Below are 14,660 nucleotides of genomic sequence, written 5' to 3'. Positions count from 1 at the left end.
TCAAGGAGTCCGAACCCGATGACCTCCTCCGAAGCCCCGCGCGAGCCACAGAACGTGGATCCGGCCGAACTGGCCAAGTTCACGTCGCGTGCGGACGACTGGTGGGATCCCACCGGCCCCTTTGCCACGCTGCATGCGATCAATCCCCTGCGTCTGAACTGGATCGGCGAGCATGCCGCTTTGCACGGCCAGGAGGTGCTGGACGTCGGCTGCGGTGCCGGGATTCTGACCGAGGCCATGGCATTGCGCGGTGCCCGGGTCACTGGCATCGACGCCGGCGCCGAGCATCTCGAAATCGCCCGCGCCCACGCGGTCGAAAGCGAACTCGAGATCGCCTACCACCACACCACCGCAGAGGCCTTTGCCGAGCACCATGCGGGCCGTTTCGCGGTGGTCACCTGCATGGAAATGCTGGAGCACGTACCCGAACCCGAATCGGCCCTCGCCGCGCTGAGCCGGCTGGTGGCACCGGGCGGGCACCTGTTCCTGTCGACGATCAACCGCACGCCACGCGCCTTCGTCGAAGCCATCGTCGGTGCCGAATACCTGCTGCGGCTGCTGCCGACCGGGACGCACGAATACGCGCGCTTCATCCGACCCTCGGAACTCGCAGCCCGACTGCGCGCCGGTGGCCTCGAGATCCGCGACCTGACCGGCCTCACCTACTCGCCGATCACTCGCGAATACCGTCTCACCCCGTCGGTCGCGGTGAACTACCTGCTTCATGCGCAGCGCCCGGATCCCGGAGGCGCGGATTGATGAAATATCCGCTGCGCAGCGTGCTGTTCGACCTGGATGGCACCCTGCTCGACACCGCCCCGGACATGCACGCCGCACTGGACCGACTGCTGCGGGAAGAACGCCGTCCGCCGCTGCCGTTTCCAGCCGTGCGCAGCCATGTGTCGCACGGTTCGAGGGCCCTGGTGGAGCTGGGCTTCCCCGACGCAGACAGCGTGACCCGCGAGCGACTCAAGCAGCGCTACCTCGAGATCTACGCCGAGAACCTCTGCCGAGATACGGCGCTGTTCTCTGGAATGGCCGAGGTGCTCGACGAACTCGAGCGGCTCGGCCTGCGCATCGGCGTGGTCACCAACAAGCCAGCCTGGCTGACCGAGCCGCTGCTCGAAGCACTGGGTCTGTCAGCACGGCTGGCCAGCATCGTCAGCGGCGATACCCTGCCGGAACGCAAACCGGCCCCGGAACCGATGTGGCTGGCTGCGCGCCAAAGTGGTGCCGAGCCCGGCGAGGTGGTCTATATCGGCGACGCCGAACGCGACATCGCGGCCGGCCGCGCCGCCGGCATGCATACCCTGATCGCGGGCTGGGGCTACATCGACCCGGCCGAGGATCCGGCGAGCTGGCAGGCCGACGGCAGCCTGGCAGCACCCGCGGATTTCTGGGTCTGGGTGGATGCGCTGGCGGCCGGGCGCGAATGGCTGGCGAGCTGAACACCCTGCCCGGTCTGTTCTGGGCCTTCGCGGCCGCACTGTTCGTACTCGGGATCGGAATCGGACACGCCTGGGCGACCAGCCGGCTGAACGCACGTGTGCAGGTGCTGATGGCCGAGAACGCGCGCCTCGAGGCGGAACGCGATTACGCGGAACTGCGGCGGGAAGACCTGCACGCCAGCTTCGACACCGCGCGCGAGCAGCTCGGCAACGCCTTCTCGGCACTGGCGAACAATGCGCTGCGGGCGAACAACACGCAGTTCCTGCGCCTCGCCCAATCGGTGATGAACCAGCAACTGCTGCGCGGTCAGCACGAGCTCAGCCGCAGTGAGACCCGCTTCGAGGATCTGGTCCGGCCGATCCAGGAAACGCTCGCGAAGACCGAGGCGGAACTGCAGACGATGGAGAAGACACGCGAGTCGGCCTTTGCCGCGCTGAACGAACAGCTGCGCCGGCTGAGCAGCGATCACGGCGAGCTGCAGAAGGAGACCCGGGCCCTGGTGCAGGCCCTGTCGCGGCCCGGCGTGCGCGGGCGCTGGGGCGAGCTGACGCTGCGCCGCGCGGTCGAACTCGCCGGAATGAGCGCCCACTGTGACTTCACCGAGCAGGCCGCACTGGCCGGCGAGCAGGGCCGGCAGCGGCCCGACATGATCGTGCACATGCCCGGGCAACGCGCGCTGGTGGTCGACGCAAAAACCCCGCTGGATGCCTACCTGGCGGCCGTCGATGCCAGCGAACCCGAGGCGCGAAACGCCGCGCTGAAACGCCACGCCCAGCAGCTCCGCGCCCGGATCGTCGAGCTCTCGAACAAGCGCTACTGGGCCGGCCTGGAGCATACGCCGGAATTCAGCGTGCTGTTTCTCCCCGGCGACCAGTTCCTGGCCAGTGCGTTGGAACAGGAACCGGGCCTGCTCGAACAGGCCCTGGAGCGGCAGATCCTGCTCGCGACCCCAAGCACCCTGATCGCATTGCTGCGCGCCGTGGAGTATGGCTGGCAGCAGGCGCGGCTGACCGCACATGCGCTGGAGATCCGCGACCTGGGTGCCGAACTCACCACCCGCCTCGGCAGCTTCACCGAGCACCTGACCCGCCTTGGCCGGGCACTGGAACAGGGCGCCGAGGCCTTCAACGCCACGGTGGGCAATCTGGAACGTCAGGTGATGCCCAGCGCACGCCGGTTCGAGGAACTGGGCATCCGGGCCCGCAAGCGGCCCCAACCACCCGCGCGGGTCGACACGCCGCTGCGCAGTGTCGACGGTGATACGGCCCCGAAACCCGATCCGCCCCCGGCGAACCCTCCCGATGCACCGTGACTCGGCCACCGACGCGGCCTACCGGCACTGCCTGCAGCGGGCGGCCGCGCACTACGAGAATTTTCCGGTCGCATCGCGCCTGCTGCCCGGCCGGCTGCGCGGCCCGATCGCGGCGATCTACTGTTTTGCCCGCGATGCCGACGACCTTGCAGACGAGGACCCCCGCCCCGCCGCGCAACGTCGGCAGGCGCTGCGATCACTGCAGCAGCGGATCCTGACGCTCGGTGCGCCGGAGGTCGAGACCGACCTGCAATGGCATGCGCTGGCAGACGCCGTGCAGCGTTTCGAACTGCCGCGGCAGCCGTTCCTCGACCTCGCCGACGCCTTCCTGCAGGACCTGGAGAAAACCCGCTACGCGGACTTCGGCGAGGTCATCGCCTATTGCCGGCGCTCGGCGAACCCGGTAGGCCGGCTGCTGCTGCACCTGGCCGGCGCGGCGACCCCTGCCAACCTGGCCCGCTCGGATGCGGTCTGCTCGGCGCTGCAGCTGATCAACTTCTGCCAGGATCTGCACCAGGACTACGCCGAGCACGGCCGCATCTATCTGCCCGCCGACGAGATGGCCGAGTACGGGGTGACCGAGGACCACCTGCGCGACGGAATCAGCGATATCCGGATACGCCGGCTGATGCAGCGGCAGTACCGCCGTGCGGACCGCCTGCTGCGCTCGGGCGCGCCGCTCGGGCATGCTTTGCGGGGACGCCTGGGCCTGGAGATCCGCGCGATCATCAACGCGGGCGCGCGCGTGCTCTGGCGGCTCGAGCAGCAGGACGATGTTTTCTCGAGGCCGCGCCTGCGCCGGCGCGACCAGTGGGTGATCCTGCGCCACAGCCTGTTTCCTCCGCGGCGCCGCCCGGCGCCGCGTTGACCTTCGCGGGGACGACCATCCGGCATCCCGAGCGCGAGCCTGTGGTATGTTGCCCCCCCGAAATCCAGCCCGCTCCAGCGCCCATGTCACCCGACGAGTACTGCCAGCAGAAGGCAGCCCGCAGCGGTTCCAGCTTCTACTATGCGTTCCGCTTCCTCGACCCGGAACGCCGGCGTGCGATCACCGCGCTGTATGCCTTCTGCCGCGAGGTCGACGATATCGTGGACGACTGCCGCGAACCGGCGGTCGCCCACGCGAAACTCGACTGGTGGCGCGACGAACTCGATGCCCTGTTCCGCGGTGAGCCGCGACACCCGATCACGCGTGCCCTCCAGCCCCACCTCGAGACGCGCAACCTCGCCCGCGAATACTTCGACGAGATCGTCGACGGCATGCAGATGGATCTCGACTACGACGCCTACCCCGATTTCGCGGCGCTGTCGCTCTACTGCTACCGGGTCGCCGGTGTGGTGGGTCTGCTCTCGGCGGAGATCTTCGGGTACTCGGACCGGCGCACCCTGAAATACGCCCACGATCTCGGCATGGCGCTGCAGCTGACGAATATCCTGCGCGACGTGCACGAGGATGCGGTCCGGGGCCGCGTGTACATTCCACTCGACGAACTCGAGCGTTTCGGCGTCGATCCCCGCGAGTTTCGCGACAATATCACCCGCGATTCGCACCGGGCGCTGTTCGCGCATCAGGCGCAGCGCGCGCGCAGGTTCTACGCAAGGGCCGAGGAGCAACTGCCGGCGGCCGACCGCCACGCCCAGCGCCCCGGCCTGATCATGGGTGCGATCTACCGTGCGCTGCTGGAGGAAATCGAACGCGACGGTTTCCGCGTGCTCGAATACCGTGTCCGCCTCACGCCGCTGCGCAAGCTGTGGATCGCCTGGCGCACGGCCCGCGCAGCCGGCAGACGCCCGTGAAGGCCGCGCCGGTAGCCGTGGTGGGCGCCGGCTGGGCCGGCCTCAGCGCGGCACTGGTGCTGGCGCAGGCTGGACGGCGCGTAATCCTGCTGGAAGCGGCGGCCGTCCCCGGCGGCCGCGCGCGCACGCTCCGGCTCGGCGATGCCCTGCTCGACAATGGCCAGCACATCCTGGTCGGCGCCTGCCGCGAGGTGCTGGCGCAGCTACGCGGTGTCGGCGTCGACCCCGAACGGGCGCTGCTCACCCTCCCGTTCCAGCTGACGCTGCGGGAACCGGCCGGTGCTACCGCCGAGCGCCCGTTTTACCTGGCACCGAACGCGGCAACGCCCTGGTCCCTCCCGGCGGCGCTGTACCGCGCGCTGGCTCCCGCAGCGCGAAGCCGGCGCCTGGCCATCGTCGCCGGCGCGGCCGCGATGCTGTATGCGCCGTTGCGCCGGGACGTCGACGTGTTCAGTTGGCTGCAACGCCACCGCCAGCCCGAGAAGCTGATCCGCACGCTGTGGGAGCCGCTCTGTCTGGCCGTAATGAACGCTCCTCCGCATGCAGCCTCCGCCGCGATCTTCCGGAACACGCTGCGCCTGACCTTGCTCCATGGCAGCATGGATGCCCGGCTGATGATTCCCCGGATGCCCCTCGGGGCGCTGTTTCCCGAACCGGCCGTCGCGCGGCTGCGCAGCCTCGGTGCCAAGGTGCGCATGTCCACCCGGGTCACCGCGATCGAACCCCGCGGCGACCGGGACTACCGACTGCACCTGCGCGGCAGCGAGACCCTGCGCTGCACACAGGTCATCCTGGCCACACCCCCGCGTGCGGCCCGGCGCCTGCTGCCCGACGCCGCCTTGCCGGAGCCTGCCCGGGCCGCCCTGTCCGCACTCGGCGAACGGGCCATTTGTACCGTGTATCTGCGCTATCCGGAGCCGCTCGGCCCACTGCCCGCGCTGACCGGGCTGCTCGGACAGCACGGTCAATGGCTGCTGCCGCGCGGTGTCAGCGGGGAACCGCACTGGGCCGCGGTGGTGATCTCGTCCGCCGGGGACTTTCCGGAAGCGGAGCCCGGCAGGCGCTGGCACCGGGTTGCACAGGAACTGGCGGCCACGTTCCCCGGATTGGGTCTTCCCGAACGCGCACATAGCATCTGCGAGCGGGCCGCGACGTTCGACGCCCGCCCGGGAATCGACGCCCTGCGCCCGGGTTCGGACAGCGGCCGACCGGGACTCCATCTCGCCGGCGATTATGTGGTTCCGGGGCTTCCGGCCACGCTGGAGGCCGCCGTGCGCGGCGGCCTCCGGGCTGCCCGCGCCGCGCTCGAGCCGGACGCCTGAACTACCCGGGTCTAGGTTCCAGGAGCCGTGGGACATCAAGGCCGTCGGGCGTGACCGGAACGGCCCCGGCCATCTGGCAGAGATCGGCCAGATTGGCGGCCTGCATCTTCTCCATGACCCGCGCCCGGTATTTCTCGACCGTGCGCGGGCTGATCTCGAAACGCCGCGCGATCTCCTTGTTGCTCAACCCCTCGGTAACCAGCGCCATGACCTCGCGTTCCCGCCTGGTCAGCTGACGGGCGCGTTCGGCAATGCTCAGGCGCCAGTCCCGGTCCGCACGCAGTGCCGCATCGATGGCGAAGGCTTCCTCGACCCGGGTGATCAGCGACTCGGTGGAAAACGGCTTCTCCAGGAAATCCAGCGCTCCGCCCTTCAGCGCGCGCACGGTCGTCGGGATATCGCCGAAAGCCGACATGAAGATCACCGGCAGCACGCAGCCCCGTTGCAACAATTCCTGCTGGAGTTCGAGACCGCTCATGTCGGGCATGCGCAGGTCCAGCAGCAGGCAACCGACCTGTTCCGGATCCAGATCACGCAACAGATCCCCGGCGCATGCGAACGCCTTCACCTCGTAGCCCGCCAGACTGAGCGCCAGCGCCAGCGAACGGCGCATTGCCGGGTCGTCGTCGACCAGAACCACTGCCCCCGCATCGGTCACCGTTCGTCTTCCGGCATATGCACGGGCAGCGTGAAGGTGAGCAGTGCACCCCCGTCCGGCCCAGACTCGGCCCACAGGTGCCCGCCGTGCGCCTCCACGATCGTGCGACTGACCGCCAGCCCCATTCCCATCCCTGTCTCCTTCTCGGTTTCGAATACATCGAAAACCCTTGCAAGCCATTCGGGCGAGAACCCCGGGCCCGTATCCGCCACCGTGACCCGCGCTTCTCCGTCCAGGATCTCGGCCCGTATGTCGATCTTCCGCGTTCTGCAATCGCCGCGATCGATCGCCTCGATGCCGTTGCAAAGCAGGTTGACCATCACCTGTTCGATCTGCAGCGGGTTCACCTTGACCGGGATGGACGCATCGCCGTGGTCCAGGAACATCCGCACGCGCTTGCGCCGGGCGAGCGGACCGACCAGGCCCATCGCCTGCCGGATCCGTTCCTCGAGCGCACAGGGTTCGGTCTGCAATTCACCCCGGCGCATGAAACGGCGGAGTCCATCGAGAATCCCCACCGCGCGCGCGACCTGTTCGCGCAGTTCATCGGCGGTCGCCAACAGGCGTTCCTGATCCAACGGTTCGCTACGCGCCAATGCTGCCACCGACTCGCCGTACAGGTTCACCGCCGCGAGCGGCTGTGACAATTCGTGCACTAGCGATGCGGCCAGCACCGTGACTGAACTCAGCCGAGCCGCATGCGCCACCTCCTCGCGTCGAACGCGGGCCTCCTGCTCCATGCGGACGCGTTCGCTGATATCCACATGCGCCACGACGGCCCCGGCACGACCGGAACCGAGCGGGGTGATCGTCATCAGGAACCAGCGCTGCCGTAGTGCCGAATGACAGGGATACTCGAGCACGAACTCCGAACGCTCCCCCGCCAGCACCGCGCGGATACCCTCCCGCGCCTTGTCTGCCAGCTGGTCGACATCTTCCGCGAGCGCGTCGCGGCAGACCTGAAGGTAGTTCAGCCCGACCCCGGCCTCGAGTTCCGCGGATCCCCCGTTCTCGCGCGCGAAGCGCCGCCACGCCTCGTTGACCGCGGTAATGCGCCCGTCCGGATCGATCACCGCAATCTGCGCGGATAACGCGTCCAGCACCGCCTGCTGCAGGAACTCGCTTTCCCGACGCGCCGTTTCCGCGCGGGCCTCGGCACTCGAATCGACCAGAACTGTCAGGCACCAGCCATGGGCTGCGGACGGGTAGGGCCTGGAATACAGCCGCACGCGCCGAGGCAGGGCGTCGGGCCCCTCGGGCCGCAAATCCAACACGTGTCGAAGCCACTCGCCGTCGCCGGCGGCGGCACAGACATCGCGTAGGTAGCTGTGCAGCCGCTCTTGGTGCCACGGTGCGACGTGCTCGGCCAGGGACTGCCCTAGCAGCTGCTCGCGCGGTGCGCCGAACAGCGTGACCGCCGCATCGTTGATCTCCAGTACCCGGCCGTCCTCGCTCAGCGCCATGTACCCCATCGGCGCTTGGTCGAACAGCAGCGAGAGCAGGTCCTGCACCGATTGCACGCCGAGACCCGTCGCATCCCTGTCCTTGCCGGTCCCGGTCGGTCGCGCCATACCTTCACCCTAGATATCACTCGGCGCTTCACCCACCAGCGAACGAACGCCATCCATGTTCATGCCAGGCCTGCACCCGAAGAGCCGGGATGGCCGCCGTACCGCATTGCCTGCCACCGGAAATAGACACTAGACAGAAACGCCATAGGAAACAAGCGGGCACCGTGCGCAGGCACCGCGTTTGCCGACGTGTGCCTCGAAGCACCGGGCCGGTCTGGCCTGGCAGCCTGTCGGACTTGGGCTGCTGCTACTGCGCCCGCGGAGGAGCGGTGCATTCTTTCCTGATCTCTCGTTGCACGGAACCACTATGCGCCTCGAAATCATGAACAACTGCCCTCGCTCTCCCCCCGGGCCTCGCTACGGGCACCCAGGTCCGACAGGCTGCTAGAATGAACGCACATTCTGCCGGAGACAGTGCCTTGCTCGACCTGGACGTCCACGCCTTGCTTGACTACCGCCCCGGTCCGGAGACTCTGGCCGGACGCGTGATCCTCGTCACCGGCGCTGCGGACGGCATCGGCCGGGCGGTGAGCCTGGCTGCGGCTGCCGCCGGGGCCACCGTCGTCCTGCTCGACCGGGACATCAAGCGCCTCGAGAAGACCTACGACACGATCGAGTCGGCGGGCAGCCCACAGCCGGCGATCTACCCGCTCAACCTGGAGGGGGCAACGGTCAAGGACTACGCCGATCTGGCGGAGAATCTGCTGGAGTCGCTCGGAAGGCTCGACGGGCTGGTACTGAACGCCGGCTGGGCCGGCACCCTGACCCCCCTAAAGTACTACGACCCGGAACTCTGGGCACAGGTGATCCAGAGCAACCTGAACGGTCCCGTGCTGCTGACGCAGGCAGTCCTGCCCATGCTCGAGGTCAGCGGTGACGGCGCGATCGTGGTATCCGCGCAGAACGTACGCAAGGCTTTCTGGGGCGCCTTCGGAGTCGCCAAGGCGGGACAGGATGCGCTGATCGATATCCTGTCCCGCGAACACTCTGGAGAACAGGGATTCATTCGCGTGAACGGTGTCGATACCGGCCCGGTCCGCACACGCTTTCGGGCATTGCATTACCCCGGGGAGAACCCGGCATCGCTGCCGTCCCCCGAGCAGGTGGTTGGACCGTACCTGTTCCTTCTGGGGCCGGACGCGGGCCGTACGACCGGCCAGCACATCTCTCTCTAGAGCGCGGTGGCCGCACCGGGCTGAGGTCGCACCGGCCGGCCAGGGCCTACGCGTGTCCGGGGATCATCCTCCGGTTCACCGCCCGCCGCGCTGGGCCTCCTGCTGGATCTGCTGCAGGCGCTCGATGATCCGGTCGACCTCGGGATCTTCACTGCGCATGGCCGCGAGCAGATCCTCCTCGTACGCCTGCTGCGCCGCCAGTACCTCCGGATCCTGGGCCACGGCTTCCTGTGCTTCACGCAATTCCCGCTGGGCCTCCATCACTTCCGGAGACTGCACGATCTCGCGCCGCTGCGCATCCGTCAGCTGTTCATCCTGCAGGCGGCCTTGGGCGGCAAGCAGGGTTTCCATGATACCGCCCGGGTCATAGCCGGCCTCGCGCATCTTCTGCGTGACCATTTCCTCCATGGCCTCCGCCTGCTCCTGGAGCGCCGGGTTGTTCTCCATCGCAGCGTGCTGGGCCTGTGCCAGCCGTTGCTGGAGCTCCATGTATTCCCGTTCCAGCGGACCGGGCTGTTGCTGCCCCAGCGCCGCACCCGAGAACACGAGTGCAAGAACGGTGGCCGCCAGAACGACCATACCCTGTAGTCCGTACCGATACCGCATATTGGAGTTCCTCCGTTGCCGCGGCCGACGGGCCGCACGTCTGTCGAGCTTAACAGTGATTCGGCAAAGGATAGCAAACCGCGTTGTCCCGCCGCATTGGCCCCGCGTCTCCCCCGACGCCACTGCGTTCCATGGTGGATCACGGGATGCACGCCGGATCTACTATCATGGCCTCTGCTTCCAGCTCATGGGTCTTGCGGGTGCCGATGCCCGCGCATCCGGCTGGCAGCAAAGCGTTCGTTCCCACCTTCGTTGCATCGAGGCCACACCTGTGATGAGGATCGCCAGAAGGCTGCTTCCGCTCCTGATCGTCGCCGCGGCGGGCGCCGGATTCGTCGCCCTGCGGATGACGGGGCCTTCCGCGCCCACGCCGGTGACCAGCGAGCGGATCTGGCCGGTGCGGGGCATGCCCGTGGAGCCGGGGGTGTACCGCCCGAGCGCCGAACTCTTCGGGCGTGTTCAGTCGCCGCAAACGGCCACACTGCGTGCCGCTATCGAGGGTATCGTCGCGCACGTGCCCGTGCGCGAAGGCGACATCGTCAAGCCCGCCGACGTGCTGCTGCGGATTGACCCCTCCGAGGCACGGCTAACGCTGACCCAACGCGAAGCGGAACTGCGCGAAGCGCAAGCGATGATCTCCAGCGAACAGTTGCGTGCCGAAAGCGACGAGCGCACGCTGAACCGGGAACGGCAGCTCCTGCAGATCAGCCAGCGCGGACTCGACCGGGCGCAGGATCTGCACACCCGCAACCTCGGCTCGGACGCGTCCGTAGACGAAGCGCAGCGACTGTTGGAGCAGGCACGGCTCGCGGTCATTGCCCGCGAACAGGCGGTGGCCGACGCACCTGCCCGCCTCGAACAGGCTGAGGCACGCAAGGAACGCACCCGCGCCGCCCGGGATCGTGCCGCGCTCGATTTGTCGCGTACCGAGATCACCGCTTCGGTGGCCGCCCGCGTGGTTGAACTCCACACGAGCATGGGGGAACGGGTGCGGATCGGTGACCCGCTCGTGCGACTGTACGCAACCGACGATGTCGAGATTCGCGCGAGCCTGCCCGATGCGATGATTGCGACGATCACCGGGCTACTGGAGCGGCATGGTCCGTTGCCCGCACGCGCCCGGGTCGACGGCGCTCAGATTCGGGCACAGTTGGTCCGCATCGCGGGCGAGACCCGCCCGGGCGAGGCGGGAATCGGGGCGGTGTTCCGGGTCACCGAGGGCGGCGCCGCACTGCCGCTGAACCGTTTCGTGAATCTTCGGCTCGAACTTCCCGCACAGCCGGATAGCGTACCCGTCCCGTTCGAGGCGCTGTACGGCCGCGACCGGGTCTACCGCGTGGTCGACGAGCGCATGCAGGGCCTGCGGGTCGAACGGCTCGGCGAGCAGGTGGGCGAAGACGGCCGCACCCTGGCACTGATCCGTCATCCCGAGCTGCGAGCCGGCGATGTACTGGTGGTCACCCGCCTCCCCAACGCGGTCGACGGTCTGCCGGTGGAAGTTACACTCGACATTGAAGGTGCCGGCGAGTGAACCCGAACGGCGGACACCCCGCTGCCACGGGCGCTCCGATTCCGGGGGGCCGCGGGCTGATTCAACTTTTTCTTCGCCACCGGCTCGCGGCGAACCTGCTCGTCGCCCTGATGATTCTCGGCGGTGCGTTCGCACTGCTGAAGCTCAATACCCAATTCTTCCCGAACTTCGAGCTGGACTTCGTGTCGGTACGCGTGGTCTGGACCGGGGCCAGCGCCGAGGACGTCGAACGCGGGATTACCGATCCGTTGGAGCAGGATCTGCGGACCGTGGACGGGCTGCGGAACCTGACCTCGACCTCGGCCCTCGGCGTTGCCGCGATCACGCTGGAGTTCGAGGCCGGTACCGACATGACCCTGGCGCTTGAGCAGGTGAAGGACCGGGTGGATCAGCAGCGCAACCTGCCGGAGGAGGCGGAGACTCCGGTCGTCACGCGCATCGTGCGCTACGAACCCGTCGCGCGCCTGCTGGTTAGCGGTCTCGATGATCTCTACGACTTGCGCACACTGGGACGGCAGTTCGAACGCGAGCTGCTCGACCGGGGAATCGCCCGGGTGGAGTTCACCGGCCTGCCCGAGGACGTGATGGCGATCCAGGTGCCGGCGGTCCAGCTCTACAACACCGATCTTTCGATCGGCGACATCGCCCAGCGGATCGCGGGCTTGAGCCGCGACATTCCCGCGGGCAGCGCGGGCCGCGCGGATACCGCGCGGCAGATCCGCAGTCTCGATCAGCGCCGCGACATCATCGCGTTCGAAAATCTCCCGCTGCGGGCCGATCCGGAACTGGGGTTGCTGCGCCTCGGGCAAGTCGCCGAGATCGAGCGCGTGCCTCGCGACGGCCAGGTCAGTGTGAGCGTCGGGGGCCGCCCGGCGCTCGAGATGCAACTGATGCGTACCGAGACCGGGGACTCGCTGGAGGCCGCGCGCATCCTTGGGGAGTGGCTGGCCGAGACGCGCCCGATTCTGCCACCCGGCGTCCAGGTGGAAGCGATCGACGCGTTTTGGGAGCTATTGCTCGAACGCATCCTGCTGCTGCTGAAAAACGGCGCGGGCGGACTCGTCCTGGTGCTCGCGATCCTGTTCCTGTTTCTGAACCGGCACGTCGCACTGCGCGTGGCACTGGGCATCCCGATCGCATTCACCGCGGCCCTGATCGTGCTCTGGCTGGTCGGCGGGTCGATCAATATGATCTCGCTGTTCGGCTTCATCATGTCGCTGGGGATCATCGTCGACAATGCAATCGTCGTCTCCGAACACGCCTACACGCTGCACCAGCAGGGTCAGGAGCCGGCCGAAGCTGCCGGCAACGGGGCACAGCGCATGCTGGCCCCGGTGATCTCGGCCTCGCTGACGACCATCGCTGCATTCCTGCCGCTGATGCTGATCGGCGGGATCATCGGCAATGTGCTGTTCGACATTCCGCTGGTCGTGATCTGCGTGATCACCGCGACACTGGCGATCGCGTTCCTGATTCTGCCGGCGCATCTGAAGGGCGTGCTGACCCGCCTGCAGCCGCCGCCCGCCGGCAGCGTGCGGGCCCGGTTCGACGCCGGGTTCGAACGCCTGCGCAACGGCCCCTTCCGCGGCCTGGTGTCGCAGGCGGTCGATCATGCCGGGGTGACGCTGGCCCTGGCAGTCGCCGCGCTGATCCTGGCCATCGGGCTTGCCGCCGGCGGTCGCATCGGCTTCACGTTTTTCCCTGCGCCCGAAGGGACCGTGCTGAACGCGGGTGTGAACTTTGTCGCCGGAACGCCGCCGGAGCGCGTCACCGAGTTCCTTGTCGCTACTGAGGAGGCCCTGTATGAGGCGGAGCGTGCATTGGGCGGTGAGCTGGTCCTCGCTTCGGTGGTCCGGCGCGGACTGGGCATCGACCCGGGTGACGGCAATGCACCCCAGGGCGAGCAGTTCGGCAACATCCAGGTCGAACTCGTCTCCCCCGAGGCCCGCAGCGTGATGAACCGCGAGATCATCCGGGCATGGCAGGAGCGTGTGCGGCTCACGCCGGGCGTGGAAAACTTCAACATCAGCGAGCGCCAGGGAGGGCCGCCGGGGCGCGATCTCGACGTCCGCCTGACCGGAGACGACCCGGAGCGGCTGAAGGACGCGGCGCTGGCGCTGGCGGAGGTCTTCGCAGACATCCCTGGAACCTATGCCATCAACGACGACACCCCGTTCGGCCGGGAACAGCTGATCTACTCAGTCCGTCCCGAGGGGCTCGCGGTCGGCCTGACCACGGAGACCGTCGGCACCCAGTTGCGCGATGCTTTCGATGGGCGACTGGCCCAGATCTTCCAGGACGGCCTCGAGGAGGTCGAAGTCCGGGTCCGCCTGCCGGACCACGAGCGTCACCACACCGAGAGCCTCGAACGCCTGTCGATCCGCCTGCCGTCGGGGGCGCTCGCGCCGCTCGACACCGTCGTCGACCTCGAATCGCGGCAGGGCTTCGAAACCCTGCGGCACGCCGACACCCGGCTTGCGATCCACGTCTCCGCGGAAGTCGACCGCGCCGTGAACAACGCCGCGCGAATCCGCGCCGCGCTCGAGGCCGGCCCGCTGGACGCACTCGCCCAGCGCTATGGCGTGGACTACTCGTTCGAGGGGCGTGCGGCGGACCAGGCCGATACCTTCGCCGACATGCGGGTGGGACTGGTGCTGGCACTGGGCCTGATGTACCTCACCCTGGCTTGGGTGTTCGCCTCATGGGGCTGGCCGCTGATCGTGATGTCGATCATCCCCTTCGGTATTCTGGGCGCGATGCTCGGGCACTGGATGATGGGAGTCGAGCTGACCATCCTGTCGATCTTCGGCCTCTTCGGACTGACCGGCATCGTCGTCAACAACTCGATCATCCTGGTGAGCTTCTACCAAGGTCTGCGCGACCAGGGCCTGGCTCTGCGCGAGGCCATCATCGAGGCCTCGTGCCAGCGGCTGCGGGCGGTGATCCTGACCTCCGCCACCACCATTGCCGGGCTGACGCCGCTGCTGTTCGAGCGGTCGCTCCAGGCCCAGTTCCTGATTCCGATGGCGATCTCGATCGTGTTCGGTCTCGGTGTCGCAACGCTGCTGGTGCTGCTAGTGATCCCGGCATTGCTCCGGCTGTACGAGAACCGCTTCGACCGGGGCGCCCTGGCCGGCGCAACCGGCGGCTAGTGGGACGTTCGGGAAGTTGGGTGCCCATGGAGCACCGCCAAGCGCGCCGGACCAAGGTTGGCAAGTGCGGGAATGGCCAGCCCACTT

At 68.0% G+C, this 14,660-nt stretch carries 12 protein-coding genes; 9 read left to right on the top strand and 3 right to left on the bottom strand.

Features of this window, described 5'->3' with window-relative positions:
• The first annotated feature begins 18 nt into the window (after window positions 1-18).
• The 6 genes from ubiG (at window position 19) to hpnE (ending at window position 5,880) form a co-directional block, all read left to right on the top strand.
• Complete coding sequence (ubiG, locus tag TVNIR_RS07150; RefSeq protein ID WP_015258324.1) at window positions 19-759, top strand: bifunctional 2-polyprenyl-6-hydroxyphenol methylase/3-demethylubiquinol 3-O-methyltransferase UbiG; 741 nt, start codon at window positions 19-21, stop codon at window positions 757-759.
• Window positions 759-1,448 carry an HAD-IA family hydrolase gene (locus TVNIR_RS07145; RefSeq protein ID WP_015258323.1) on the top strand — a complete coding sequence of 230 codons (690 nt, stop codon included), beginning with the start codon at window positions 759-761 and terminating at the stop codon, window positions 1,446-1,448. Before ubiG ends, TVNIR_RS07145 begins: the two co-directional genes overlap by 1 nt.
• On the top strand, window positions 1,433-2,761 hold the full coding sequence (locus TVNIR_RS07140) for a DNA recombination protein RmuC (protein WP_015258322.1): 1,329 nt from the start codon (window positions 1,433-1,435) through the stop codon (window positions 2,759-2,761). The genes TVNIR_RS07145 and TVNIR_RS07140 overlap by 16 nt, the downstream gene beginning before the upstream one ends.
• A complete protein-coding gene (gene hpnC, locus TVNIR_RS07135; RefSeq protein WP_015258321.1) occupies window positions 2,751-3,629 on the top strand; it encodes a squalene synthase HpnC in 879 nt (292 codons plus the stop codon). Before TVNIR_RS07140 ends, hpnC begins: the two co-directional genes overlap by 11 nt.
• An 83-nt stretch (window positions 3,630-3,712) precedes the next feature.
• Window positions 3,713-4,558, top strand: coding sequence for a presqualene diphosphate synthase HpnD (hpnD, locus tag TVNIR_RS07130; RefSeq protein ID WP_015258320.1), 846 nt, complete (start codon window positions 3,713-3,715; stop codon window positions 4,556-4,558).
• Complete coding sequence (gene hpnE / locus TVNIR_RS07125) at window positions 4,555-5,880, top strand: hydroxysqualene dehydroxylase HpnE (protein ID WP_015258319.1); 1,326 nt, start codon at window positions 4,555-4,557, stop codon at window positions 5,878-5,880. Before hpnD ends, hpnE begins: the two co-directional genes overlap by 4 nt.
• Before the next feature lies 1 nt (window position 5,881).
• Here the strand turns inward: hpnE and TVNIR_RS07120 are convergent, their stop codons facing one another.
• Together TVNIR_RS07120 and TVNIR_RS07115 are read right to left on the bottom strand one after the other, a co-directional pair.
• Window positions 5,882-6,538, bottom strand: a complete 657-nt coding sequence (locus tag TVNIR_RS07120; protein ID WP_015258318.1) for a response regulator transcription factor — start codon at window positions 6,536-6,538, stop codon at window positions 5,882-5,884.
• Window positions 6,535-8,109, bottom strand: a complete 1,575-nt coding sequence (locus tag TVNIR_RS07115; RefSeq protein ID WP_015258317.1) for a PAS domain-containing sensor histidine kinase — start codon at window positions 8,107-8,109, stop codon at window positions 6,535-6,537. The genes TVNIR_RS07120 and TVNIR_RS07115 overlap by 4 nt, the downstream gene beginning before the upstream one ends.
• A gap of 419 nt (window positions 8,110-8,528) precedes the next feature.
• Between TVNIR_RS07115 and TVNIR_RS07110 the strand changes: the two genes are divergently transcribed.
• Window positions 8,529-9,284, top strand: coding sequence for an SDR family NAD(P)-dependent oxidoreductase (locus TVNIR_RS07110; protein WP_015258316.1), 756 nt, complete (start codon window positions 8,529-8,531; stop codon window positions 9,282-9,284).
• A 75-nt stretch (window positions 9,285-9,359) separates the two neighbouring features.
• Here TVNIR_RS07110 and TVNIR_RS07105 read toward each other — a convergent pair whose 3' ends face one another.
• Window positions 9,360-9,890 carry a hypothetical protein gene (locus TVNIR_RS07105; RefSeq protein ID WP_157092216.1) on the bottom strand — a complete coding sequence of 177 codons (531 nt, stop codon included), beginning with the start codon at window positions 9,888-9,890 and terminating at the stop codon, window positions 9,360-9,362.
• 274 nt (window positions 9,891-10,164) lie between these two features.
• Between TVNIR_RS07105 and TVNIR_RS07100 the strand changes: the two genes are divergently transcribed.
• Window positions 10,165-11,421 (top strand): efflux RND transporter periplasmic adaptor subunit, encoded by a 1,257-nt coding sequence (locus tag TVNIR_RS07100; RefSeq protein ID WP_058933137.1) that lies wholly within the window; start codon window positions 10,165-10,167, stop codon window positions 11,419-11,421.
• Window positions 11,418-14,573, top strand: coding sequence for an efflux RND transporter permease subunit (locus tag TVNIR_RS07095; protein ID WP_015258313.1), 3,156 nt, complete (start codon window positions 11,418-11,420; stop codon window positions 14,571-14,573). The genes TVNIR_RS07100 and TVNIR_RS07095 overlap by 4 nt, the downstream gene beginning before the upstream one ends.
• Window positions 14,574-14,660 lie beyond the last annotated feature (87 nt).

The organism is Thioalkalivibrio nitratireducens DSM 14787 (genome assembly GCF_000321415.2).
Taxonomy (GTDB): Bacteria; Pseudomonadota; Gammaproteobacteria; order Ectothiorhodospirales; family Ectothiorhodospiraceae; genus Thioalkalivibrio; species Thioalkalivibrio nitratireducens.
The sequence above is the reverse complement of the archived record's forward strand: the minus strand, read 5'-3'. Positions and strand labels throughout refer to the sequence as shown.

What these genes read in the sequence shown, in the direction of transcription:
- TVNIR_RS07105 (WP_157092216.1), bottom strand. Translation starts at nt 9,890, where the DNA reads ATGCGGTATCGGTACGGACTACAGGGTATGGTCGTTCTGGCGGCCACC.
- hpnC (WP_015258321.1), top strand. Translation starts at nt 2,751, where the DNA reads ATGCACCGTGACTCGGCCACCGACGCGGCCTACCGGCACTGCCTGCAG.
- TVNIR_RS07145 (WP_015258323.1), top strand. Translation starts at nt 759, where the DNA reads ATGAAATATCCGCTGCGCAGCGTGCTGTTCGACCTGGATGGCACCCTG.
- hpnD (WP_015258320.1), top strand. Translation starts at nt 3,713, where the DNA reads ATGTCACCCGACGAGTACTGCCAGCAGAAGGCAGCCCGCAGCGGTTCC.
- TVNIR_RS07115 (WP_015258317.1), bottom strand. Translation starts at nt 8,109, where the DNA reads ATGGCGCGACCGACCGGGACCGGCAAGGACAGGGATGCGACGGGTCTC.
- ubiG (WP_015258324.1), top strand. Translation starts at nt 19, where the DNA reads ATGACCTCCTCCGAAGCCCCGCGCGAGCCACAGAACGTGGATCCGGCC.
- TVNIR_RS07140 (WP_015258322.1), top strand. Translation starts at nt 1,433, where the DNA reads ATGGCTGGCGAGCTGAACACCCTGCCCGGTCTGTTCTGGGCCTTCGCG.
- TVNIR_RS07100 (WP_058933137.1), top strand. Translation starts at nt 10,165, where the DNA reads ATGAGGATCGCCAGAAGGCTGCTTCCGCTCCTGATCGTCGCCGCGGCG.